The sequence below is a fragment of the Corallincola luteus genome, from assembly GCF_004336975.1.
Taxonomy (GTDB): domain Bacteria; phylum Pseudomonadota; class Gammaproteobacteria; order Enterobacterales; family Neiellaceae; genus Corallincola; species Corallincola holothuriorum.
Genome location: NZ_SJXE01000014.1, coordinates 1 through 23,409, shown reverse-complemented (window position 1 = coordinate 23,409; position 23,409 = coordinate 1). Strand labels below are relative to the sequence as shown.

The following is a 23,409-nucleotide window of genomic DNA, read 5'->3' as shown; positions in this document are numbered from 1 at the left end:
AAACCTCTTCAACCTGCCACCAACAAGGCTTACCACCATGAGCAGCTCTGCCCGCTATCAACTGACCCTCGATTTAGAACAATTCCTTGCTGAATATTGGCAGAAAAAGCCCCTGCTGATCCGACAGGGCTTCGCTCAGTTTGTCGATCCCATCGACGCAGACGATTTAGCCGGTTTAGCCCAGGAGGAAGAGGTAGACAGCCGTATTGTCAGCCACACTGGCAAAACCAATTGGCAAGTTCGCCATGGTCCATTCGATGATTTTTCCCAGCTGACAGAAACCGATTGGAGCTTGCTAGTGCAAGCGGTCGACCACTGGATCCCCGATTCGGCAACGCTGCTGAACGCATTTCGTTTTATCCCCAGCTGGCGTATCGATGACCTAATGGTCAGTTTCTCTATGCCGGGAGGGGGTGTTGGACCACACCTCGACCAGTACGATGTCTTTATTATTCAGGGTCAAGGTAAACGCCATTGGCGCGTCGGTGAACACCAGCCGACCCAAGCCCACTGCCCTCATCCAGATCTGCTTCAGGTCAAGCCGTTCAAAGCGATTATCGATGCAGAGCTGCTGCCCGGGGATATTCTCTATATTCCTCCTGGCTGCCCCCATGAAGGTTACGCCATTGAGCCATCATTGAACTACTCAGTCGGCTTTCGCGCTCCCAGTCAGCGCGATCTATTTAATGGCCTGGCTGACTACATGGTCGACAATGAGCTGGGCGAACAGCGTTTTAGCGATGCTGGACGCCAAGCGCTGTTTAGCCACCACGGCGAATTATCCGCAGCAGATATGCAAACATTGAAAGCCAGCATGCGCACTTTGTTAGAAGATGATGCCCTACTCTATCCTTTCTTACTGGCACAGCTATCAACGCCTAATCGCACTGTTGCCATAGACACTCCCGAGCCAGCGCTAGCCAGTGAAGATGTTGCAAGCCTATTAGCGGAAGGTCACTCACTCACTTGGCACAGTGGCGTAAAAGCGCTCTATTGCAACAAGCCGGCGCTGTTTCAACCGGGTGAGCTTTATATCAACGGCGAACGCTTTGACTCAAAACTATCAGTTAATGATAAACAGATCCTGGCCGACAACTTGCAGTTCGACGCAGAACGCTTAGCGTTAACCGACAATAGTTCACTATTCACCGAAGTACTGACTACACTTGTTAATCAGGGTTTACTGTTTGAAGAATAAATGAGTCACTACGAAGTCCGGCAGGTCCACTGGCTTGCTGCCAAAGATGCACTTTTTCAGGTTCGTCACCGAGTATTTTGCTGCGAGTGGCGTATCCCTGAATCTATCGAGTTTGACGATCTGGATATAAACGCCTTTCATATCCTCGCCGTTGATGAAGCGCAAAACCCAATCGCTTCAGGGCGTTTGTTACCTAACGGTCATATTGGTCGTATCGCCGTCATCATACCGGCACGGGGCAAAGGGGTTGCCAAAGCTGTAGTGAACGCGCTGCTAGATATCGCGCGTAAGGAACAGATGGACGCCGTATTTATTAACAGCGCACTGGAAGCCACTGACAACTTTAAGCGGCAGGGGTTTAAGGCGATCGCCCCAGTATTTATGGAAGCGGGGATCCCAAGACAGCGGATGAAGTGCAAGCTCGGCAAAATCACCGAGCTTGACCAGTCAGATCAGCATCACTAAAGCAGCAGGTAACTACGCCTGGCCTTCATTAGCCCACAGCGCATCATTTTCATGCAGCTGTGCCAACCCTTCCGCTCGGCTCACCAGCAAATTAGCGAAATCTACCTTGGTTTTATCTTTGTTTGGCACTTGAAACAACTGCTCGGCCTGAAGCTGCCAGCGTAAACCAAAATAGCGCAATGCATCACGCGCTGTGGCGGCAGCACCCACTTCAACATGGTCAGTTGGCAAGTCGCCACTGATCACCCAAACTGTTTGTGCCGGCTTATCAGCAGTCACAATCTTCCAGATAGAAACCAAAGGCGGTAAATAGCGGCTCTCTTTCTCTAATACTTGAGCGGGCACGATGCCTTTCGACGCTAAATGTTTTTGCGCCTTCTGAAACTGCTCTCGCACCCAACCCTGCAGTGCGTCCCGTTTTTCTTCTGCTTCCGACATCAAACATCCTCCCAATCAATCGCCAGCAACCTTATGACACAGTAGCGCTGACTTCAAGCGCGAATGACCTTTTTGTAAAGCCTGAATGACAGCCGCAGAAAAAATGCCAAGCGCCTGTAGTAGATGCTTTCCACCGACAGTGATATGGTTCACATATTCGGCGTAAATAAGGGTAACTACGTGTCTTTTTTCGATCTAAATGCATTCGATAACCATGAAGAAGTCGCTTATTTCAGTGACGCTGCTACAGGCTTAAAGGCCATTATTGCAGTACACAGCACCAAACTCGGCCCGGCTGTCGGTGGTTGCCGACTGTGGCGCTATGCTGACGATAAGGAAGCGTTGACAGACGCACTCCGACTAAGCCGCGGCATGACCTATAAAAACGCCGTTGCTGGTGTTGGCTTTGGCGGCGGCAAAGCGGTCATTATCGCCGACCGCAACATGAAAACCCCGGCGATGATGCAGGCTTTTGGTCGCGCGGTCGCTCGCATTGGTGGTCGCTACTACACCGCCGAAGATGTAGGAATCACACCGGCAGATATTGCCGAAGTAGCAAAAGAGACTAACTTTGTTGCTGGTCTCGAACATACCAGCGGTGATCCTTCACCTTTTACTGCCACAGGTACCTTCGTCGGCATTCAAGCCTCAGTAAAACACCTAACCGGCAGTGATAGTTTGGAGGGTAAATCGGTTGCTGTGCAGGGGGTCGGCCACGTCGGTTATTACCTCTGCAAACACTTAGCCAATGCTGGCGCGAAGTTGATCGTTACCGATGTGAATCAAGCTAACCTGAACCGGGTTGTAAATGACTTCAGCGCCAGCGTCGTTGAGCCAGCCGAGATTTACGATCAAGAGGTCGATATCTACGCCCCATGTGCACTGGGCGCGACTTTGAATAGTCAGACGTTACCACGACTGAAAGCGAAGATCGTCGCAGGCTGTGCCAATAACCAGTTAGCCACGCCGGACATTGATCAGGCGCTCACCGATGCTGGGATCCTGTACGCGCCGGATTACGTCATTAACGCCGGAGGTATTATCAATATCTCATTTGAGCGCAGCGGCTACTGTGCAAATAAAGCCAATACAAAAGTAGAAAAGATATACGATACGCTAAGCACTCTCTATCAACGTGCCAGCCAAGAAAATCGACCCACTGGCGAATTAGCCGATCAACTTGCGCAAGAAATACTGGCCGCGAAATAAAATTGCTATAGTAATCAAGTTGGGTAAATAGCCCCGCTTGGTTACTATCTCAATGATATTTGAGATGAATCATAGTGATTATTCGTTGAAGTGGGCATCTTGCCCCGCCCATTCAAATCAAGAGAATTCTAAATTGAGTCAATTGGTAGGCACAGAGTCTTCCCCCAGCCGCGGTTATTTATGGCTCTGGTTTGTTTCCATCATCCTGGCGGTGATTGCTGTTGCTCTGCATTTTTATACCAAGCAACTAGAGCAAGATCGCCACCTGACTCAAGAACGCAAAGTTCTGCAGCTGCTTACCACCAATTTAGAAGAGGATCTCAACCGCGCCATCTCAGACGTTCGTTTCCTACAAAGCCGACTGTCGCTGATAGCAAAATCGAAAGGACTCAGTGAATCAGAAAAAACCAATGAAGCGCAGAGCCTGCTGCTGCAGTTTGCCAAGCATCACCCACGCTACCATCAAGTCAGACAGATCAACGCTGTCGGCAAAGAGGTAGTCAGAGTAGAAGTCAAAGGCAACCTCAGCAAACTCACCACTGGTCAACGCCTGCAGAGTAAATCAGGTCAGCGCTATTTTCAGCGTTTGGCTAAGGTAAGTCCGCAGACTGTGCATATTTCCCGTTTTGACTTCAATCGTGAGCACGGCAAAATTGAGCGCCCATTTCGACCGGTGATCCGCTTTTCGATGCCACTTTATGACAACGACAACAAATTTGTTGGTGGGGTCGTAATCAATCTCAACGGCGAGCACCTACGCCAGCACCTCGTTTCTTTGGACAATTCCGTTGATGGCCACCTCAGTTTCGTCAACGGCGAAGGGTTGTGGTTATTTGGTGAAATAGACGCTGAAACAAGTGATACTCGAAGTGATCAACTGGGCACTATCTGGCCGATGCCCGTTAGAAACTCTCGCGGCGTAGCCCAAGGCAAAGACCGTCTCTACCTCCACGATGTGATTAGCTATCAGCGGTTAGCGAAAGATCAGAGCATTGCGTCGCTGGATCTAGAAGAGAGTTTTTTCAAAGTCGTCTCCACCATGCCGTTAAACAACCTCACCCCTTACGCAAATCAGCGGGCAAAGCTTGGTGGACCGATACTCTTAGGACTCCTTCTAATCGCAATTATTGCTGCCTACCGTTGGCATATTGTCAGTCAACGCCAACGCCGCACGGTTGCGAAGATGGCGCGGCTTGCCCAGATCATCGAAGAGAGTCAGGAGATCATCTGTCTCACTGATGAGCGCGGCTATATCAGTTATGTAAACCCAGCCTTTGAACAAGTCACCGGTTACAGCCAAAAAGAGTGCCTCGGCAGATCAGTCAATATGCTGAAGTCTGGCTACCATGATGACTCTTTCTACAAACAGCTTTGGAAAAAAATAGAATCAGGGCAAACGTTCCAATCTATCTTCGTTAACCGACGCAAAGATGGTTCGGTTTACTACGAAGAGAAAGTGATCACACCTTTTAAGAGTTTGAATGATGGCCATCGAACCTACTACTTCTCATCAGGACATGATGTCACCGAACTAAAACACCTGAAGAGTCGCACCAAGCAACTGACCTATTTGGCTTTCCACGACAGCCTTACCGGGCTTGCCAATCGCGCCCTGCTACAAGAACGGCTAGAACACACGCTCGCCACGCGAAGAACACAATACGCCGCGCTGTTGATGCTGGATCTTGACGGCTTCAAAGCCATTAACGATGCCTACGGCCACCCTGCCGGTGACAAATTGTTAGTCCAGGTCGGTAAGCGGATCCGAGCAGTGGTACGCGAAGGCGATACTGTCGCACGATTGGGCGGAGATGAATTCGCACTGCTGTTAGAGCAACTGGCAACGCCGGACGATGTGCATCATTTGGCGGAACAACTGCTGCAACGGATCTCAGCTCCTTTGCAACTGGAAGAGTTTGCCACCGCCATTACCGTCAGTATTGGCGTCACCATCATTCCGCCAGGTTCTTTCGTGGCAGACGATATGGTGAAATCTGCAGACCAAGCGCTGTATGTGGCAAAAGAGCAAGGCAAGAATCGGTTTATTGTGGCTCCAAGTGATGCCAAACAAACCGACTAGCCCTCTACCTCAGTAAAGATAGACAGCTTCCAGTTGCATTAACGGCGAACCGTTTTGCAGTAAGATCAGTTTTTGCCCTTCGATCTTAAAGCTGTCAATCACCCCAAGGGCGGCTAAGAACGCTTTCTCTGCTGCCATCTCATCGGGACATGCCATCTTAGTACCACCGATAGCATCAATCTGAAGTTGCTCGCCAGACAACTCATATTGGGCAAAAAATCGATTACAACCAGCAAAACCATGCGCTCTGCCATCAGCACCCAACACAAGATGTATCTCCCTGCGGTTTTCTGGTGTCAGAATCTGCTGACCATCGATAGATAGCAGTTTCCAATAAGTGTGGGTAACCCCAGGCTCAGCCAACTTTGCCTCACAGGAGTTCAAGGCACTAATCGCTTCAAACGATTCGACAAGCCAACGCTCATCGCCACCTTCCTCTCCTGGCGTAGCAACAATGGACGCTTGTAACGCCACCACCAAAGGTTGTCCAGGTGTCTCTACAGCCGCCAAATAGGCTTGCTCAAGCGCCAGACTGTCTCCCTGCTGTAGTACAGGCAAACGCAATGCAGAGCCACACTCCAGCATCATCGCAGCGTCTGCCATATATCGATAAACAGCAAATATCGGTAGCGGCTTGGAGTGCAGGTGCTCGTTGCTCTGCGCCAAAACGCTATGATTTTGCGGATCATCAGAGGTTAAGCTAGCGGGCGCAATCAGGTGCAATTGATGGGACGATGAAACGGCAAATTGATAAGGGGTAGCAAGCAGCTTGATGGTCTGACGACCACTCTCCATCATTTGTTGCCAGTAACCCAATTGAAATGCAGTTTCAACCGATGGGTCTGCCGATTCCACTTTGAGCAGATAACGATAATCAGGTCGCAACGTGACCGTCATCATTTTCTCTATACAAACATCACAATGGATCTCACCATAAAAGCTGACATAGCGGTCAACCACCAAAGGCTGCAACATGGCGACAGGATCGGTGTCAGCAGCCTTATCCTGCGGCACCATCAAACTGCTGGCACTCTCTGGTGTGACCTTGTTCGCTGGCTCACAAGCGATCAGCACTGTGGCAGACAAGATAACGCCACACCACATCCAAAACCTGTTTAACTGCATTGCTGCTCCGATGGGGGTCAAGCGTGATAGACGCTATATTGTTTTAATAGAAATAGATTCATGCGAAAGCTCAAACCAAGCCACAGAAGCATTTAGCTTACTTGGCTGATAACACCCAGCGAGCAACCGCCTGTTCAACGGCAGGAAAAGCAAAGCGGACACTGGCAGCTTGTTGCCGCGTCAGCCATTGAAACGCAGAGATATCATCTTTAGCCACCAGATTGGGTTTGTCGGCCAAGGTGAGGGAAAAGATCGCATCGACGGTACAGTATTCAACCTCGGCATAGAGATAGCGGTTGTGCATAGACCCCAAGTAGGTCAACGCATCGGGCTTTAACGCTAACCCTAGCTCCTCATTGAGCTCTCGGCACAAGCCCTGCTCTAATGACTCATCAGCATCAACAAAACCACCGGGAAGGTCGAGCATACCTAGCGAAGGTTGCTTCGCCCGTTCAGCAAATAGAAACTGATCGCCGCAACGTATCAAAACCCCTGCAGCAGCCGCCACATTATGAAAATAGAGAAAGCCACAATCACCGCATTGTAACGCCTTGCCCTCAGTCACACTGATACTTTGGCTGGCACACTGTGGGCAATAGCGCCACAGTGTGGAACTCACCTGCCCTTTGTCATTCAGACTGTCATTCGACACTGCTCAGCCCCCAATCAGTCACTTCGTGAACAATCGGTTCATGTAGTTCATCGTCGCCGGGCAAATAACCCACATAAGTGTCCATGATCAATCCATAGCGACCATCAACATCAACAATCGCCAATGAGAAATCAGTGCTGGCATGCAGCGCTTCTCGCACTTCTTGTAACAGCGGCATGACCATAGAGACGGGGCAACGTAACAGTGGACTCTCCTGACATAACCACACCCAGCACTCACCCGCCTGAGGCCAATCGGTGGCCGCAAGCCAGCTTAAAAACTGTTCATCATTGTCAGTATTTCTATAACGAAAATGGGGACTATCATCAGATGTCTGTTCAGCATCGGGTTCAGGCCAAGGCCAGCTCGCCACTAAAGTCGCCATATCCTGCCCAGAAAGCTTTGGTGATGACATCAGATGCTGAACAATAGGAAAAGCCCTTAACGGCTTTAACCATGAAGGGAAATAATCAGGCACTTCCAATGCAGAGAGTTCTACAGCGTTAGTGACATGGTCCATTACGCGCCCTCCACATGATGATCAATAAAACTAGGGTCAGTTAATTTAGTAACAAACACAAGTATACCTTCCCCTAATCTTATCTATTCCGTGAGGAGTAACCGCATATCATGATTATACAGTTCGGTTTGGTAACCGCCATGACGACGAAAACCGAACTTCTCATAGAAGCGCACAGCACGCTCATTCGTGGCCTGTGTCCCGCCCATTAACACCAACGATTTGGCGCCCATACTGCGGGCATAACCAATCAGTGCAGGCATTGCCGCAGAGGCAACACCACTGTTCTGATATGCATCCGCCACTGAGGGTGCAAAACTGATGTCCTGACCAGCGGCCAAAACAATGCCTTGCTCAGCATAACGTTGCATCTCATGGGGAAAGGCTTGCCGCTCAAAAATGAAATAAGCCGCGATCTTGCCATCATCGGTGGTCATCACAAAGCGGTCAGCGCTGTCATCAACCTTCTGTACCAATTCGTCAGCAAATGCTTCCGTCAAGGGATGAGGGCCAAAGCGGCGGCGCGTATCCTCGCCCATTTGAGCAAAGTAGCGAGCCAGCGCAGCGCCATCATCACGATGCAACAAGCGGAGGGAAAATTGCTGATCGCCACAGGTGATAGAGATAGGATCCATCGCTTTCCTCTTTAACTCCAAGGTGTGAACGCCGCCTGATTATTGATGCCTGACTAATATGGACAAGGACGCGCTTCAAGTCGGTCATCACATAACATGACGTCGGAGAAATAATCCAACCACGCATTCTTCGATGATTGCTTAGGCATGTAAGGCCAGCGACGCGAAAGTACGAAAAAAGAGTCATGACCGGAGATAGACAGATGATAGCTAAATAGTGATCTTTCCGTTTCCAGCTCTACACACTGAGTCTGCCATAACATCTCCTGATAGCCGTTCCTGACCACCGTATCTAACAACTCAGATTCAAAGCTGGCACATTTGGCCGCATCCGCTTTGTCCTGGCGCATCCGATAAGCAGCGAGATCGCCTAACTCTTCACCAAAAAACTCGACGACTTCCAGCACATCCTTTTTACCGACCAAACCCCAGTTAATCCTCTTTGCATCAGGGTAGGTATAGATAAATCGCTCCCAGGTTCCACCAGGCAAAGGCATGGGTTGGATAAGCTGCTCTCCTTTAAATACCTGCTCTGGCACCTCATCGTCTGTACTACTGCAAGCAACCACTGACACAAGTGTCAGCATAACCAGTAATTCTCGCTTCATTCCGTGCGACACCTTTTGCCTAAAATACAACTGCAAAGCAGTATATGGTTTCAAACCGACAGAATCTATTGATGCCCCCATATCAGCGCCACAATCTGTTTCGTATCACAGCCAAACTAGACGCCAATCGCTTGACTAAATCACAGCACCTGAGCGGCACAGCAAAGGCCATTCTGCCAATGTAAGCCCTCTCACCAAGCTTGAACTTACGCACCACAGTGCGAATAAATTTTGCCCGCCGAGAGAATCTTCACAATTCAAACGACCAAATTTTGACGCTGAGCAAGTCAAAAACTAGCCTGATGTTACCGCTCCCACGAGCGAAAGGTCTGTAAAAAATAAACATAAGAAACAGGATTAATGGAATGAACAACAAACTCCCATCAGCGGCGGCAGCCCTGATACTGGGCGCTGCCAGTATGGTAAGCAATGTCCAGGCTGCGCCAAGGACAGCTTTTGTACACTTATTTGAATGGAGCTGGAATGAAATCGGTATCGAGTGCGAACAGCACTTGGGCCCGAAAGGTTTCAGTGCGGTGCAGATATCACCGCCACAGGAACATGTCGGCGGATCACCATGGTGGACGCGCTATCAGCCGGTGAGCTACAACATCGAAAGCCGTAGCGGCAGCCGCTCCGAATTTATGAACATGGTGGCGCGCTGTAATAGTGTTGGGGTTGATATCTACGCCGACATGGTGATCAACCACATGGCAGCCCACGACCGCTACTTTCCCTCCGTCCCCTACTACAACGAGCATTTTCATAGCTGCACCACGCCTATCGATTACAGCAACCGTTGGCAGGTACAAAATTGCGATCTGGTCGGCCTGAACGATCTGGCAACAGAAAACGAGTATGTTCGCCAAAAGATCGCCGACTACTTTAACGACCTGATCTTTATGGGCGTCAAAGGGTTCCGAATTGATGCTGCCAAACATATACCGGTGCAAGATATCGAAGCGATCCTGAATAAAGTTCAAGGTAATCCATATATCTTCCAGGAAGTGATTGGCGCGGCCGATGAGCCGATCCAGCCCTCTGAATATACGCACCTGGGCGATGTCACTGAATTCAACTTCGAACGTACGATGGGCCACTATTTTAAAGGTCGAGGTCCCATCGCAGATCTGAAAAACATCGACACCCATTGGGGTGGCTGGCTGCCATCAGACAACGCGGTGATATTTACTGACAATCACGATGATCAGCGGCAAAAAACCAACGACACCCTGACTTACAAAGATGGTGACGCCTATCATCTGGGCAATGTTTTCATGCTGGCCTACCCCTATGGTTATCCCAAAGTAATGTCTAGCTACTACTTTGACGACCATGACCAAGGTCCACCATCCAGCGGTGCCTACAGTGGCAATGGCTGCTTTGACGGTGACTGGGTATGTGAACATCGTTGGCGCGGCATCGCCAATATGGTGAGCTTCAGAAACCATACCGCAGAACAGTTTGTGGCCTCGCGTTGGTGGGACAACGGCAATCATCAGATCGCCTTTAGTCGCGGTGGCTTAGGCTTTGTCGCGATTAACAGGGAAGGTAATCAAACCTTAGATCGAACCTTTGCGACCGACATGCCGCAAGGTGACTACTGTGACATCATCAATGGCGATTTCAACAGCAACAAGTTCACCTGTACCGGTCCCATCATTACGGTTGATGGGGCGGGTAATGCACACTTCTCGGTACCGGCTATGTCAGCATCGGCTATCCATGTCGGCGCAATGATCCAAGATCCCTGTGATGTCTATGGTCTCGATTGCAGCTGCGACGGCGGTGTCTGCCCACCAGAAGTGCCGGTCAACTTTAGTTGTGCTGACGCTGAAACCGACTGGGGCCAAAGCGTTTATGTCACCGGCAACACCCCTGCCCTTGGCAACAATGACCCAGCGCAGGCAGTTAAACTGGACCCAACCGCCTACCCTACGTGGACAGGTACTATTGATGTACCCGCCAATATGGATATCAGCTGGGCCTGCCTGAAACGCGACGAGCAAGATCCCGATGCGCGGCAGGCATCCTCGCAATCTCAGCTCTTCCATAGCGGCAGTGCTGGCACCAGCACTACCATTAGCTTTAAAGGCACACAAACAACCACGGTCGATATCAACTTTACCTGTCACAACGGGGATACCTACATGGGACAAAGTGTTTATGTGGTAGGCAACCATGACAAACTCGGCAACTGGGACCCCGCCCAAGCAGTGAAGTTAGATCCCACCAGCTACCCCAGTTGGAGTGGCAGCATTAATCTGCCCAATAACACTGACTTTGAATGGAAATGCTTAAAGCGGGAAGAGAACAATGCTATTGCAGGCCTTAGTTGGCAAAACGGCAGTAACAATGGCTTTAATTCCGGTCAAACTCAGAGCGCCGACGGCGCCTTCTGATCTTAACTAGCCACAGCACGATGATAAAATGAGCCCGCATCTGCGGGCTCATTTGAATAGCCCCATACTTACCCAACCGCCCTGAAACGATCACAAAATATTCCGCTGACCGTGCATCTGATTTTTTCCTGTGCAACAACCCGCCACACAGGCAACTGCAAAGATCAGCAATTCAGATTAGATTTGTCTCCCAGACAGCAGTGTCGTTATAGTAGCGCAACCAGCGAAAGTCACGGACACGCCAATAGTTACGCCAACGGAGCAACAGGCAACGTACTCACGCGTTTAGATTAAGGAAGATAGATCGTTTATGAGTTACCAATACCAGCAACGCCAGGTTACCCCACGTACCGAGAAAATGTTTGTGGTCGGGCAAGGCCGTATCAGTGGCTACCTATCAATGTTTCTCGGCGGATTAAGCCTATTGGCGGTGCTTGCCTACCTATACCCTTCGTATCTCACCACACCTGAATTACGCGCCGCCTACAATGCAGAATCGTTACAACACCTGCTGAAATACGCCATGTACTTCTCACTATTTTTTGGCGTAATGACCTTTGCCCTCAACAAACGTAAACGCATGGGAGCAACAGGGATCAGCCTAACCCTGATCAGCTTTGCTTTAGGTGGCTATATGATCCCGGTGGGCCCGGTTGATCCTGCGCCACTTTCTTTGGGTGTCGACTGGCTGATCTTGGCGTTTCTCGGTTCCACTATCGTGTTTACCACGCTAGAAAAACTGTTCCCCAAATACAAAGAGCAAGTGATCCTGCGGGAAGAGTGGGGATTGGATTTTTTCTATTTCTGTTTTAATCATCTACTGATTTCAGTGATCTTGCTGGTCGCGAACTTCTTTGTTAGCCACTTCAACTGGGCCGTCAGTGCAGATCTACAAAGCTTTATCCAATCCATCCCCTTGTGGGGACAGGTGGTGCTGATCATTATTTGTGCTGATTTCGTCCTGTACTGGGAACACAGGATCTTCCATGAGATCCCAAAACTGTGGCGAATTCACGCCGTACATCATTCAGTAGAGTGCATGGATTGGCTGGCAGGCTCTCGCGGCCACGTCGTGCAGGTGTTTATCGAACGCTCATTGGTGATGATCCCGCTGTATCTGTTAGCACCAAGCAAAGAAGCTCTGGATCTCTACGTCACCTTTGCCGCCCTGCAGGCGATCATCATCCATAGTAACCTCGGCATTCCATTTGGTCCTATCAAGTATTTGCTGGTCACACCGCAATACCACCATTGGCACCATAGTTCGGAAAAACCGGCGTTAGATACCAACTACAGCGCCCATACCCCGCTGTTTGACCGCCTATTTGGCACCTACCACATGCCAACCCAACATTGGCCTGCGCACTACGGCACCACATCACGGTTGCCGCGCACGTTCATTGGCCAGTTGCTCTATCCGTTTAAAGGGAAGTAAACCAGATGCTAGGAAAACTATTTGGCATTATCTGTTTAGGCTTGGGATTAATACTTGGCGGGTGGATTGGATACAATCTATTTATCGAAGTACAACCGGAAGCAGAAGGAAGTAATCCTTTGCTCCCGATAGTACTGACCATTGGCCTGCTCTACGTAGGCATTAGCCGACTTAAAGGAGACTCATAAGCCGGCTAGCCATATAGAACTCAGAAGCGTAAATCTTGGGAGATTACAGCCCCTTGTGATACTGCGTATTGGTCGACTCAATCACCATATCGTTGATGGTCGCTTGCGCAGTCTCATATGCTGCGGATGAGCCTTGCTCATTGAGTAGGTGTTCAAACTGTTTGATCAGAGTGGCTTTGTCTGGCATCTCTTTGCCACCAGAGCCGATATTGGTCAGGTCGATCATGAAACCATCAAACAGATCTGACAGCTCGCTAATAATCGCCATATTCAAAAACTGATCACTGTTGTAAATACTGGGGTAGCCCGCTTTTTGCTTATCAATAGCAAAAGACGCTCCCTTCACGTTGGTAATGCTGGTCGACTTATCACAAGACAACATACAACCATTATCTATACGTGGCTTCTCACACCCCACACTCTGCTGAAAGAAGCACTGCCTGCTGGTCATCAGCAAAATCGGATGGTAAATACTGTAGAACAGTTTGAAGTTTTCAGGCCGGGCAATCGACTTCATTTGCTGCTGGCTTATCTCATTGGAAATAAACGCACCCGCACAATCAAAGTATTCTTTCATCGCCAGCAAGCTGTATGAATTGGTTGTATTTAAGAACGGACCGGCGATCCATTTGATGCCCAGCTCAAATGCTCGGTTGGCGATCCCGGTGTTGTTTGTCACGATCAGCGGCGGCGTCACCTGCTCCAGAATATTTAGTGCCACATCAAAATCTTTGCCAATCAATACAGCAGGAAACCACGGGATCAAATTGGGGTTTTCATTGAAGAAATCAACATACTTGGTGCAGCCCCGCTTATAGGCATCAGGCAACTTGAAGTAGATGTCGGCATCAGTGACATGCGACAGATCCAAATCGGTATCGTCACATATCAAAATGGATAGCTTGGCTGGGTTAGCTGCTGACCCACTGGCACCAGAACCCGCGCTAACGTCTTCATTTTTACGATGACGTGCCAGCTTGGGCAGAGTCACTTCAGCATACACAGGGGTGTTATTCGTTAATACCGCATGCAGCTCTCTTTTCAACCGTGATAACTCTTTAAAAGGAATGCTAACGCCCTCCTCTACCCCACCTGACTCTAGTGCTATCAAATCAAAGCTGGCGTTGTTAAAGCTATTAAACCGTTTTTCAATGGCGCTTTGATCGATGCAGTTCTCTTTCGCTGCCACCAACACGCCCTGAGATTGCAGCGTGACCGTTTTTTCCTCTAGCGAGAGACTGCCGGGAACATACGCTTGGGTAACGCAAGTGATCGATAAAGGGCGACCGACGGTGCCAGAAAATTTGATACGCAGGGATATCTTCTCTATCGATAAATGCTTTATTTTCTCGGATACATCGACATTGATTTGCTCTTTCTCATCCCCCAACGTCTGCTCAACTTCTTGGATCTCAACAACAGAGATAGCATTGCTTTGCTCAATGGCGTAAGACTTAGAGTTGTCACGCGGGTTCTCAATAAACATCGATTGGTTTAGATCACCACGCAAGAAGGCGTTGGAAAAATCACGGTTAAAGACTTTATACAGTCGCTCACCGTCCTCGAGCAATTCGCCCGTAGCAACAAAACCATCAATTTGTTTGCGGAAGCTATCAATCACCGTATGAACATAGCCAGCGCCTTTAATCCGCCCTTCCACTTTGAAAGAGTGCACCCCAGCATCGATAAGCTTAGGTAAGTCGAAGAAGGCTGAATTATCTTTAATATTTAGCGGAAAGTTATTGCCCGATGGCGTCGTTTCATACTCTTCTCGACACGCTTGGCTGCAACGGCCACGGTTACCTGAGTTCCCGGCGCTGGCGGATGTGGAATAACAGAGGCCAGAAAAGGCAATACACAATGACCCGTGAACAAACACCTCTGTCAGCACATCGTGTTCACGCCCAGCGCTCGCCATGGCAGTGATTTCACGTAGGTTTAATTCTCTGGACAGATTCACACGCGACACGCCGAACCGTTTAAGAAAAGGTATTTGACCAACATTGTGTGTAGTTAACTGGGTCGAGGCGTGGATATCCAATGACGGAAAGTACTCATTAAGCACATAAAGCAAGCCTAAGTCTTGCACAATTACACCATCGAGAGTGGTATTCGCCAACCGACTCAGTAACTTAACTAACGGCTTAAACTCGCGCTCCAATATAACGATATTAAGCGTCAAAAAGATTTTGCAGTCATAGTGATGCGCTAACCGAATAACACCGACCAACTCATCAAATGAAATGTTAGCGGCACGATTTCGTGCATTAAAGGTATCCAAACCACAATAAACGGCATCCGCACCCGCTATGATTGCGGCTTTAATGGCATCAATGTCGCCACCGGGCGCTAACAGTTCGATTTTAGGAGTCATGTGGCAAGGGGATCCAGCAAGTCAGTCGGCTTAGTATCAAGGGCGCAATATTACTCATGTATTTCTCTGATTAATACCTTAAAGTGGCTTGCTATGCGGGTCACTCCCAGATCAAAACAAGTCGAAAACAATGAACCCAGACAACAGCCAGGCTAGCGCGCTACCCGTGCTTTATTCACTCAGAAACTGTCCCTACGCGATGCGTGCTCGTATGGCGATTTTTAAGGCCAAACAGCCCGTCGCCCTGCGAAATGTCGTGTTAAGCGATAAGCCCAAAGAGATGATCGAAGCCTCACCTAAAGCCACCGTGCCAGTTGTAGTGCTTAGCGATGGCAGCGTCATCGACGAAAGCTTAGACGTGATGCTTTGGGCGCTACACCAATCAGACCCAGATAATCTCTTACAAAAAGAGATTCCGCATGCCCTAACTGAGATGCTAGGTCTGATTCATATATTCGACAGTGAGTTTAAAACCTGCTTAGAACAATATAGATGCGCCAAGCGCTATCATGAAGACAACATGATTGAGTGCAGAATAGATTGTGAGAAATATATAAAACAGCTCGAAAACCGCTTAATCAACAACGCCTTTTTATTCAATAACCAAGAGGGTCTGGCCGACATCGCCCTGCTGCCCTTTATCCGCCAATTCGCCCAAGTAGAGCGTCAATGGTACCTACAGTCTGCCTACCCTAACCTAAGACGATGGCTGAACAGCTACTTGCAGAGCCCCTTTTTCACCAAAGTCATGGCAAAGCACCCACTGTGGCTGGATAACCGTGAGGAGATTGTTTTTGGGGGATAAAGATCAGGGAACAGACAATACCTCAAACTGCCACACAACTCTGCCAGACAGGTATTTATAAAGCGCTCCACCAGCATAGTCATCAACGGCAAACTTAGCTTACAGCGCTTTGTGCTGACGTAAGTGGTAAATACAAAACGAACCTAGAAAGATGCCTCAGCCACTCAGTGGCTGTGCTACATGGCTAGATCAGGGCGTTATCTCCAAGCCACTTTGAGCCCACCTTGCTTGATACCTTGCACCATGACCACCGGTCTCTAAATAGATTAAGATGACAGCATGACAGGAGCCACATTTATATACGCTACTACAGTTATAGGGGTAATAAGATAGGCTAAGCGGCGCAGTCTCCGAAAAAGGGTTTGAACCTCGTTCTTTATATTCGTCGTATCCCCTACTATCTTCGGGTTCAACGTCACCAACCTTGGTCAGGTCGTTTTCTAGGCCATCTGAGTTAGTCCAGTGCTTCTTGCTCTCTTTCTTACACACTGAACAACTTAAACCTTGGTCATGTTCTAACATTCTGCAGAGTTGATCTTTATTCATAATAAAACCATAACACTTTCATACACAGATGGTTGGTAGCGCACTGGAAAAACAGTTCAACAACATGCGATTGTTAAGAGACATCGGCACATGCCGCCTCCTCCAATTTCTTTAAGGCAAAATCCCCCCTTTCAGATACAGAGTGCGAGTTATCTGAGGCAAAACGCTCAGCAAGCGCTCTGGCTTTTGAATCTAGATTGCCTAACTCCCGTATCAATATCTCTGCTGAAACGCGTCTAACGATAGATGAGCGATCTTCAGATGACAGTTCCAGTAAGTCTAATAGTGGAGTTTCAACTTCCAACGCTCGTTCACCAACGATAGGTTTTAGTCTGCCTTCACAGTACCGTATATCCGTCCACTCCCACTTTCGACCTTCAAACCATACAACTCGCCCTTCAAATAAGCTGCGGTATGCCTTAGCTCGCACCGAAGGCTGAATAGCGGACTTAGCTATTTTTTCAATTCTCCCATCAAGTATCGGTGTGCGCCCAAGCTGAGAAAAAAGTGATGGCATAGGTCCAGAAGCAGATGAAACTAACTTAGACCGAAGGGACTCTGCTATTTCCTTTTTACAGATAATTTTCAAAAGCACCTCTTTATCTGCTTCTTCTATTCTGCCCCATGAATTCCAATTCGAAAGCGTGACGCATAAAGCCTCAACTACATATTTAGGATCAGCCGAATTTGCTATTTCAGGAAGTTTTTCCCTTGCGGCTCTGCGGACTTGAGGCACCCAATCGTTGAGTCGACGAACCGCAAGAGAAAAAAAGAAAGTGTTCGGGGCAGTCCCAGACAAGGCTCGCAGCGCTTTCTCGCGTTTGTAACCATCCCAGCTAATAAGATCAATCCAAGTTACTAATTCCTTAGGTTTTGACCATACTTTCCACTTCGAGGGAGTAGACCCCCTAATAGCTGAATGAAATTCTGAACGAATAAAACGTTCCCAGTAATCAAAACTCGAAAGAGGCAACTGAGATGTCACTTCAATTAGTTCAGACATATCAGCTACGACTTTGCCACTCGGGTTTATAGAGCTAGCAAACGTTCTCACTGCTGAAATAATTTTGTCTTCTACTATTTGTGATTTTTTCACCTACTATTCTTACCCCTTAACAGCGCCGGCCAATCAATCACCAATATACGCTTTCGACTTTATAACTATCAAGCAGTTAGCAGGAAGAGGAGACTACCTGCATCCATCTGTGCCGGTGAAAACGAGAATGCGGCGTTATGAGGTTCGTTTCTGTACGCAAGAAAGATGCAACGACGCTCACGCTATCGAAACCAGCTCCACCTTATTCCGTTCACGCTTCGCTTGATAAAGTGCTTGGTCGGCTTTTTCATACAGCAGTTCAAACGGATGACCTTTGCCGACGACCACACCAAAACTGGCGGTAACACGTAGGCCATTGGAAAACTGCGCTTGTTCACAGCTCGCTCGCAACGCTTCGGCGCGTTGCATTGCATTATGTTGATCACAAGGAAGCGCCAACAGAAACTCCTCACCGCCTAAACGAGCAACGATATCTTTGCCGCGACAATGGTCACGAAGGATCTGCGCAAACTGCTGTAACACCTGATCCCCTACTTGGTGCCCATGTTGGTCATTAACTTTCTTAAAAAAGTCGATATCAATAAGCACAACGCTCAATTCTTTATCGGGGTGTTGGCTTAACCACGTTTGCGTGCGTTCCAAGCCCACTCGACGATTATTTAGTCCGGTCAGAGCGTCGGTATTGGCAAGCATAGCCAAACGCCGCTTCTCGTAAACCAGGCGAGCAAAGAAAGCGATCATGAATACGACAAGAATTACCGTCAGCAGATCAATGATGTTCTGCATACGCAAGCGTTCTGCTGCAACCGCCAATTTTGTTTGATACTCGTGGTTGCTATCAAGCAAGCGGCGGTTACGACTGTTCAACTGCGTCACATCCAGTTCAATCAATAGGCTTTCGATGCCGCTAGTACCGACTTTTCGTTGCGCCTGTTGTTCAAGCGCCTCATATTTTTGGGCGTAGTGCCAAGCCTGTTGAAAACGCTCCTTGCCCGCAGCCAGCATTGCAGACAATTGCCACACTTCAATTCCACTGTGGGTCTCCTGCTTTGATTGAGGAAGTTGGTTGTAATGCTGAAAAGCACGATTTAGCGCGGCTTCTGCCGTCCACAGGTCGTTTTGCGCCAGCGCGATTTTGCTGCGCATCTTAAAGAAATCAAACTGATCAGTCAGAGAAATGCTAAGGGCTAATGCCTTCAGAGCATATTCCCGTGCTTGTAGCCACTCCCCTTGCGCCAAACGTATTCTGGCCAATGCGTATGCAGAATCGCGGTGCTGAGCGGCAAGATCCGATTCGCTGGCCAGCCGTTCCGCCAGCAATATATGCGCTTCTGCTTGTTGGTAATCTGACGTTAGAAAGTAGCTTTGACCAATCGCAATATGGCTATCAATATAGCGTCGAAACGGTCCGTGCAACTTGAAGTAATCAAGCGCTAGATTCAACTCTGATATTGAACGTTTTAAAATGAGCGTGGAACCATAAAACTTGCCATAAGCAAGGGCGAGTTCCGCTTCCATCCGCGCAGAGCCTAAACCTGATTCAATGGCGGATGCACGCTGAAGCAGCTCAAAACCAAGCAAATTGAATCCATATTCATTCGTTAACTCGGCGGCAAACAACAGCGCTTCTATCGCAAGCTCTGGACGTTTGTGGCTTACCGCTAACTCTACGACCTGGTCAATTTGGCTCATGACCGAATCCAGTTCACGATCTGTCGCATTCAGGCGCAGTTGTAATAGCCATACATCCGCATATAGCGGCGAGCCGATCCGTAAAGAGAGTTCCCCTTGGGCCAAACCGATCACAGCCCGGATCTCTCGAACTTCAGTGGGGTTCAGGGCAAACATCAACTCAGCCTCAGTCAGATAGTACTCAGCCATCCAACTGGCATAATCATCTTCTGGGCGCTCTACCCCCTGAAACCGCAATTTGGCATGACCAATATCGCCCTCTTTGATCAACTGTCTTATCGAGTTTATCTCAACCAAAGTCGCAGCATCATCTGCCGCAGCATCTACCGCAAAGGTCAACATGGATAGCAATAACAGAACAGCTGATAGCCAAGTGGTTATCGGTTTTCTTCGGGTCAACAAATAGGATCTCGATAAATAGAGTTGCGAATCAACAGTGAAATAGAGAACTGCCGATGAATGCTGAAACTATAAGGGAAATCCCATCTGGCAACGAATGCGGTAATTCACACTATTAGAGATATCCCGGTGCGGCAGAACCGGTTCAATGACAAAGGTGTGATCTATCTAATGAAATTTTGGTCATCGTCAGGATGTTGGTGCCGCAAATAGGTTCCGCCAAGTAAAAAGCTTCGTTCTAATACACACCAGAGCAAAGCCCTAGACCAACAGTTTTCGTGCGTGCCTTGGCTTGCCAAAACTAAAGCAAATGTGCAGAGGTTTAGCAGAGCCGTGATAGGCCTGCTGTAGACCCCGCTATTGTCGTTCAGGATTAGCCGTCACTGTTTGCACTGCTTCCAGCGCTTGGTCAAATGAGACAAATACCTCTTCAAATTCAAGCGAGGCTAAAACAAAGTAATCGCACCACACACGGAAGTATGACGCCACGAGGACAACTGCCTCGGTATAGTTAGATCTGTCAACGTCGGGAGTGTGGCTCGCTAAACTTTCATTCACATTGTATTTCCGTTACCACAGGCATAAACTCGTTGCGGTGAAGGGATTCATGCATTCTGTTTTGAATGATCACAGGCTGTGATAACACATAGATACCCTCCTCATTCGTACTCACCCCTTTTAAAAAACTACGCATCATTCCCCAAAGGAGATAACGGATGGATGATATAGATCTAAAGGAAATAGACATTAACAACACAGCACAGACGCTTACTGCCATCGCTGAGATCCAGTCGTGTCAACGTGAGGTATTACTGACTGAAAATGGTGAAGTTGTCGGTGCGATCCTCACTAAGGATCAGTACAACTGGTTCCTTGATCAGCTCGATGAAAGCGAAGAGGTTTCTGTCATCGCAGATAGAGCCAATGATGCCGACGACGCAATATCACTCGAAGAATTCAAAAAGCAACTAGGTGAGGATTAGCCATGACGGACACATCAGTGAGCCAATCAGAGAAGGCTCTCATCGCCAAACGCAGTATTGAGCTGAAGATGAACAAAACATCAGGCAATACCAATACACTCGATCAGCTTAAGGATGAGCTGGGTATTCAACATTGCAAGGACAGCAAAAATGACTTACACGGTAGCACTTCACCGAGAAGCTAAAAAAGATATCAAAAAAACAAAATCTTAGTCCGTTGGCCATCGCCTCGGGTAGGTGTCCTGCGAGCTCTTAGTTCCACCATCACAGCATACTTGCTTGTACCACTTAAGCAGAGATGAAAGGCGCTTAGCGCTGTTCACTTTGCGTGGGTGTAAGCTCAGTGTTTTCATATAGCAGCTATAATTTCAGATATAGAAAATGGCAAACGCCGCATGTTGTTACGCTTCAAAAAGCCATACAGAGAAAAACCTCTTATTTGATGTGCTAAATGCTCCATTTCGAGTGTTCTTGGAAGCTTTCTTACTTCTAATTGACTGGAGATATGCTGATGAACGTCATGAGCAAACACATACTTGTATTGGGGCTGGCGCTACTTGTTTTGCCATTTTCAGCACAAGCAGGATTGATTAAAATAAGTGTCGATAAAAACACCGATGCAACAGCCATTTTGCGCAGCATTAGCGGCGTAGAGATAGCAACCCAAGGCAAAAAAGATAGCAATGGAGATGGCATCGTTGAGATGAGTTTCTCAAAAGCTGATCAGAAAAAAGCTAAAGAGGTAAAGATCCTCAAAACCTCTGATGGCAAGGCGATGATCTACACGCTCAAATGGAAAAGAGATGAGGTCAACCTAGCCTCTTTTGAACCCTTTGAAACTTCAACTTTTGGTGCTGTCAGTGCGAACTTCTTAAGCTGGGAGATGGATGTAGAAGACTTCTTTGATGACGGAGTGGATTTCACATTTGGTGACATTCTAACCGTCACCAATGGCTCAATATCAGAAACGGCATTCATCAATTTTTATGATGATACAGGCGCAGGTTTTAACGGCGATATACAAGTGCGAAATATTGACCAATTTCTACCATTGCCCCAGCCTGTTCCGACACCATCAAGCATTTTCCTACTAGGAATGGGGCTCTGTTTTGTTCGTTTTTTACTGACACAAAATAGACCCACCAATCAGCACCTCAGACGATGATTTATAAAGAAGTATACATACCAGAATAGGTTGAACTTGCTTCAGTATTCATTGGTTCAGCCATGACAGTCTAACGCTGGTGCCAACGGCCTCCGGCTACTGGCGTCTTTCGTGCGGTTTTTGCACAAAGAGTGACAGTGGCCGGAATAGATGTTCGCCCGATAATTCATGACGCCGAGAAAACAAACCCTTCAATATAGTTAGATCTATCAACGTCGGGAGAGTGCCTCTTTGTTACCAGCAGAGCGCTGTAGCCTTTGTCCCCGAGGAGCAAAGCGACGAGTTAGTGACGTGTATTGTTAGTTTTCGTGCACTTCACCATGTTGACGCCTGTGGGTTTAAATCCCAGCTCGGCATATAGATTGGCTGCTTGCTTGTTTTCGTAGGCTACCAATAGTTCAATTTGCTCAACACCTTCAGATCTCAGCGTTTGTTCAAGTTTGGCAAAGATCTTTCGGCCATAGCCTTTTCCTCTAAACTGCTCGATAACTTGAAAGTCGTATATAAACGCTGAGTTTTCACCGGAGTTGAACACATACCACAGGTATCCGATTACACCGGCACCATTGTGTTCAATACACATTAGATGGTTACCTTCAGTCGAAAGACCATCAGGCAAGCACTCATCCAGTTCTTCGTTAGCAAGCGAAATCGCATCGGACTGAGAGTGACCGTATGCAGCAGCTAATTCGGAGCCTCGGAAGTTATTTGAATACTCTCGATAACCAACGAACTCTTCAGCGCTCATCGGGCGATACGTAATTTCTAAGTTTGACATTGCATCCTGCAAATCTGATTGAGAAAACGCCTAAAACAAGGGTCAAGTTAGCGGCAAAGCCGCTTTGTGGCACTTGTCCCCGCGAGGAGCGTAGCGACGAGTTAGTGACTTGCATTGTTGAACCCAGCCGCTAAGCGAAGAAGTCTGATTTACGAAAAACCAGCGGGCTCAGCTCAGTGGAATCTACTGGGCCAGATAATTGCGCGGTAACCAACACTTGATCATTTAGTTAAGAAGAACTTATTACTTCGCAAAGAAATACCCCACTACACTCCCCCACAGCCGGCGTGCCCCAGTCAGTTGAAAACAAAAAAGTCTGATCTTTCTCCACTACAACTTTCTGCTTGCTGCCACCAAATTGGCGTGCAATTTCGGTTTGAGTTTCAGCTAAAAGACTAAGCGTGAACCGGCCTTCTTCGAGTAGTTTTTCAGTACCTAGTGCGCCTTTAGGTACTGAGATCAGAACATGATCCTTTTCAACCTTCGTAAGCCACGCGATAGACATACCGACATAGTCTTCTGCACTTCCACAAAGGACTACACCAACTCCATTTACAAACATAAATCCTCCGTGAGGTATAGACAATATGACTCCCACAAAAGGTGCTGACCTCCGCCTTCGTGGGTTAGCTAAAAGCCAGAGCCATAATGTATG

24 protein-coding genes are annotated in these 23,409 nt (G+C 48.2%); 11 read left to right on the top strand and 13 right to left on the bottom strand.

Features of this window, described 5'->3' with window-relative positions:
- Positions 1-37: 37 nt before the first annotated feature.
- Positions 38-1,198, top strand: coding sequence for a cupin domain-containing protein (locus EZV61_RS18280; RefSeq protein WP_131417446.1), 1,161 nt, complete (start codon positions 38-40; stop codon positions 1,196-1,198).
- Positions 1,199-1,663, top strand: coding sequence for a GNAT family N-acetyltransferase (locus EZV61_RS18275; protein WP_114336323.1), 465 nt, complete (start codon positions 1,199-1,201; stop codon positions 1,661-1,663).
- Positions 1,664-1,675: 12 nt separating this feature from the next.
- Here EZV61_RS18275 and EZV61_RS18270 read toward each other — a convergent pair whose 3' ends face one another.
- The gene (locus EZV61_RS18270) at positions 1,676-2,101 is read right to left on the bottom strand and encodes a DUF4826 family protein (protein ID WP_131417444.1); all 426 of its coding nucleotides are present in this window, start codon (positions 2,099-2,101) and stop codon (positions 1,676-1,678) included.
- Positions 2,102-2,281: 180 nt separating this feature from the next.
- Here EZV61_RS18270 and EZV61_RS18265 point away from each other — a divergent pair, with 180 nt between their 5' ends.
- Both EZV61_RS18265 and EZV61_RS18260 read left to right on the top strand, forming a co-directional pair.
- Entirely contained in the window at positions 2,282-3,310 is a 1,029-nt protein-coding gene (locus EZV61_RS18265; protein WP_131417442.1) for a Glu/Leu/Phe/Val dehydrogenase family protein, read from the top strand.
- Between the two features lie 133 nt (positions 3,311-3,443).
- A complete protein-coding gene (locus EZV61_RS18260) occupies positions 3,444-5,390 on the top strand; it encodes a diguanylate cyclase domain-containing protein (RefSeq protein WP_165569661.1) in 1,947 nt (648 codons plus the stop codon).
- A 9-nt stretch (positions 5,391-5,399) separates the two neighbouring features.
- Here the strand turns inward: EZV61_RS18260 and EZV61_RS18255 are convergent, their stop codons facing one another.
- From EZV61_RS18255 to EZV61_RS18235, 5 genes are all read right to left on the bottom strand, one after another.
- Positions 5,400-6,515 carry an META domain-containing protein gene (locus EZV61_RS18255; RefSeq protein ID WP_131417438.1) on the bottom strand — a complete coding sequence of 372 codons (1,116 nt, stop codon included), beginning with the start codon at positions 6,513-6,515 and terminating at the stop codon, positions 5,400-5,402.
- Between the two features lie 97 nt (positions 6,516-6,612).
- Positions 6,613-7,167, bottom strand: coding sequence for an NUDIX domain-containing protein (locus EZV61_RS18250; RefSeq protein ID WP_114336319.1), 555 nt, complete (start codon positions 7,165-7,167; stop codon positions 6,613-6,615).
- On the bottom strand, positions 7,157-7,687 hold the full coding sequence (locus EZV61_RS18245) for a hypothetical protein (protein ID WP_114336318.1): 531 nt from the start codon (positions 7,685-7,687) through the stop codon (positions 7,157-7,159). Before EZV61_RS18245 ends, EZV61_RS18250 begins: the two co-directional genes overlap by 11 nt.
- Positions 7,688-7,770: 83 nt before the next feature.
- Complete coding sequence (locus tag EZV61_RS18240; protein ID WP_131417436.1) at positions 7,771-8,322, bottom strand: GNAT family N-acetyltransferase; 552 nt, start codon at positions 8,320-8,322, stop codon at positions 7,771-7,773.
- A 53-nt stretch (positions 8,323-8,375) separates the two neighbouring features.
- The gene (locus EZV61_RS18235; RefSeq protein WP_131417434.1) at positions 8,376-8,930 is read right to left on the bottom strand and encodes a hypothetical protein; all 555 of its coding nucleotides are present in this window, start codon (positions 8,928-8,930) and stop codon (positions 8,376-8,378) included.
- A 365-nt stretch (positions 8,931-9,295) separates the two neighbouring features.
- Between EZV61_RS18235 and EZV61_RS18230 the strand changes: the two genes are divergently transcribed.
- The 3 genes from EZV61_RS18230 (at position 9,296) to EZV61_RS18215 (ending at position 12,955) form a co-directional block, all read left to right on the top strand.
- Positions 9,296-11,332, top strand: coding sequence for a carbohydrate-binding module family 20 domain-containing protein (locus tag EZV61_RS18230; protein ID WP_240695239.1), 2,037 nt, complete (start codon positions 9,296-9,298; stop codon positions 11,330-11,332).
- A 310-nt stretch (positions 11,333-11,642) separates the two neighbouring features.
- Positions 11,643-12,767 (top strand): sterol desaturase family protein, encoded by a 1,125-nt coding sequence (locus EZV61_RS18220; protein WP_131417432.1) that lies wholly within the window; start codon positions 11,643-11,645, stop codon positions 12,765-12,767.
- Between the two features lie 5 nt (positions 12,768-12,772).
- A complete protein-coding gene (locus EZV61_RS18215) occupies positions 12,773-12,955 on the top strand; it encodes a hypothetical protein (RefSeq protein ID WP_131417430.1) in 183 nt (60 codons plus the stop codon).
- A gap of 43 nt (positions 12,956-12,998) precedes the next feature.
- Here the strand turns inward: EZV61_RS18215 and EZV61_RS18210 are convergent, their stop codons facing one another.
- Positions 12,999-15,329, bottom strand: coding sequence for a peptidase U32 family protein (locus EZV61_RS18210; RefSeq protein ID WP_131417428.1), 2,331 nt, complete (start codon positions 15,327-15,329; stop codon positions 12,999-13,001).
- 130 nt (positions 15,330-15,459) lie between these two features.
- Here EZV61_RS18210 and EZV61_RS18205 point away from each other — a divergent pair, with 130 nt between their 5' ends.
- Positions 15,460-16,134, top strand: a complete 675-nt coding sequence (locus EZV61_RS18205; RefSeq protein WP_131417426.1) for a glutathione S-transferase — start codon at positions 15,460-15,462, stop codon at positions 16,132-16,134.
- Positions 16,135-16,323: 189 nt separating this feature from the next.
- Here the strand turns inward: EZV61_RS18205 and EZV61_RS18200 are convergent, their stop codons facing one another.
- The 4 genes from EZV61_RS18200 to EZV61_RS18185 form a co-directional block, all read right to left on the bottom strand.
- Positions 16,324-16,680, bottom strand: a complete 357-nt coding sequence (locus EZV61_RS18200) for a hypothetical protein (protein WP_131417424.1) — start codon at positions 16,678-16,680, stop codon at positions 16,324-16,326.
- Positions 16,681-16,753: 73 nt separating this feature from the next.
- Entirely contained in the window at positions 16,754-17,776 is a 1,023-nt protein-coding gene (locus tag EZV61_RS18195) for a hypothetical protein (RefSeq protein WP_131417422.1), read from the bottom strand.
- Between the two features lie 177 nt (positions 17,777-17,953).
- The gene (locus tag EZV61_RS18190; protein WP_131417420.1) at positions 17,954-19,828 is read right to left on the bottom strand and encodes a GGDEF domain-containing protein; all 1,875 of its coding nucleotides are present in this window, start codon (positions 19,826-19,828) and stop codon (positions 17,954-17,956) included.
- 357 nt (positions 19,829-20,185) lie between these two features.
- The gene (locus EZV61_RS18185) at positions 20,186-20,386 is read right to left on the bottom strand and encodes a hypothetical protein (RefSeq protein ID WP_131417418.1); all 201 of its coding nucleotides are present in this window, start codon (positions 20,384-20,386) and stop codon (positions 20,186-20,188) included.
- 158 nt (positions 20,387-20,544) lie between these two features.
- On the opposite strand from EZV61_RS18185, the gene EZV61_RS18180 reads away from it, so the two are divergent.
- From EZV61_RS18180 to EZV61_RS18170, 3 genes are all read left to right on the top strand, one after another.
- The gene (locus EZV61_RS18180) at positions 20,545-20,811 is read left to right on the top strand and encodes a hypothetical protein (RefSeq protein ID WP_131417416.1); all 267 of its coding nucleotides are present in this window, start codon (positions 20,545-20,547) and stop codon (positions 20,809-20,811) included.
- A 2-nt stretch (positions 20,812-20,813) separates the two neighbouring features.
- Positions 20,814-20,996 (top strand): hypothetical protein, encoded by a 183-nt coding sequence (locus EZV61_RS18175; RefSeq protein WP_131417414.1) that lies wholly within the window; start codon positions 20,814-20,816, stop codon positions 20,994-20,996.
- Between the two features lie 326 nt (positions 20,997-21,322).
- Positions 21,323-21,976: a hypothetical protein gene (locus EZV61_RS18170; protein WP_165569660.1), complete on the top strand. Its 654-nt coding sequence runs from the start codon at positions 21,323-21,325 to the stop codon at positions 21,974-21,976.
- Positions 21,977-22,259: 283 nt separating this feature from the next.
- Here EZV61_RS18170 and EZV61_RS18165 read toward each other — a convergent pair whose 3' ends face one another.
- Positions 22,260-22,754 (bottom strand): GNAT family N-acetyltransferase, encoded by a 495-nt coding sequence (locus tag EZV61_RS18165; protein WP_205695411.1) that lies wholly within the window; start codon positions 22,752-22,754, stop codon positions 22,260-22,262.
- Positions 22,755-22,983: 229 nt separating this feature from the next.
- Positions 22,984-23,409 (bottom strand): flavin reductase (locus tag EZV61_RS18160; RefSeq protein WP_205695410.1); only part of this gene is annotated, 426 nt, incomplete at its 5' end.

What these genes read in the sequence shown, in the direction of transcription:
- EZV61_RS18210 (WP_131417428.1), bottom strand. Translation starts at nt 15,329, where the DNA reads ATGACTCCTAAAATCGAACTGTTAGCGCCCGGTGGCGACATTGATGCC.
- EZV61_RS18240 (WP_131417436.1), bottom strand. Translation starts at nt 8,322, where the DNA reads ATGGATCCTATCTCTATCACCTGTGGCGATCAGCAATTTTCCCTCCGC.
- EZV61_RS18165 (WP_205695411.1), bottom strand. Translation starts at nt 22,754, where the DNA reads ATGTCAAACTTAGAAATTACGTATCGCCCGATGAGCGCTGAAGAGTTC.
- EZV61_RS18230 (WP_240695239.1), top strand. Translation starts at nt 9,296, where the DNA reads ATGAACAACAAACTCCCATCAGCGGCGGCAGCCCTGATACTGGGCGCT.
- EZV61_RS18180 (WP_131417416.1), top strand. Translation starts at nt 20,545, where the DNA reads ATGGATGATATAGATCTAAAGGAAATAGACATTAACAACACAGCACAG.
- EZV61_RS18215 (WP_131417430.1), top strand. Translation starts at nt 12,773, where the DNA reads ATGCTAGGAAAACTATTTGGCATTATCTGTTTAGGCTTGGGATTAATA.
- EZV61_RS18275 (WP_114336323.1), top strand. Translation starts at nt 1,199, where the DNA reads ATGAGTCACTACGAAGTCCGGCAGGTCCACTGGCTTGCTGCCAAAGAT.
- EZV61_RS18170 (WP_165569660.1), top strand. Translation starts at nt 21,323, where the DNA reads ATGAACGTCATGAGCAAACACATACTTGTATTGGGGCTGGCGCTACTT.
- EZV61_RS18220 (WP_131417432.1), top strand. Translation starts at nt 11,643, where the DNA reads ATGAGTTACCAATACCAGCAACGCCAGGTTACCCCACGTACCGAGAAA.
- EZV61_RS18245 (WP_114336318.1), bottom strand. Translation starts at nt 7,687, where the DNA reads ATGGACCATGTCACTAACGCTGTAGAACTCTCTGCATTGGAAGTGCCT.
- EZV61_RS18270 (WP_131417444.1), bottom strand. Translation starts at nt 2,101, where the DNA reads ATGTCGGAAGCAGAAGAAAAACGGGACGCACTGCAGGGTTGGGTGCGA.
- EZV61_RS18235 (WP_131417434.1), bottom strand. Translation starts at nt 8,930, where the DNA reads ATGAAGCGAGAATTACTGGTTATGCTGACACTTGTGTCAGTGGTTGCT.
- EZV61_RS18205 (WP_131417426.1), top strand. Translation starts at nt 15,460, where the DNA reads ATGAACCCAGACAACAGCCAGGCTAGCGCGCTACCCGTGCTTTATTCA.
- EZV61_RS18280 (WP_131417446.1), top strand. Translation starts at nt 38, where the DNA reads ATGAGCAGCTCTGCCCGCTATCAACTGACCCTCGATTTAGAACAATTC.
- EZV61_RS18175 (WP_131417414.1), top strand. Translation starts at nt 20,814, where the DNA reads ATGACGGACACATCAGTGAGCCAATCAGAGAAGGCTCTCATCGCCAAA.
- EZV61_RS18200 (WP_131417424.1), bottom strand. Translation starts at nt 16,680, where the DNA reads ATGAATAAAGATCAACTCTGCAGAATGTTAGAACATGACCAAGGTTTA.
- EZV61_RS18255 (WP_131417438.1), bottom strand. Translation starts at nt 6,515, where the DNA reads ATGCAGTTAAACAGGTTTTGGATGTGGTGTGGCGTTATCTTGTCTGCC.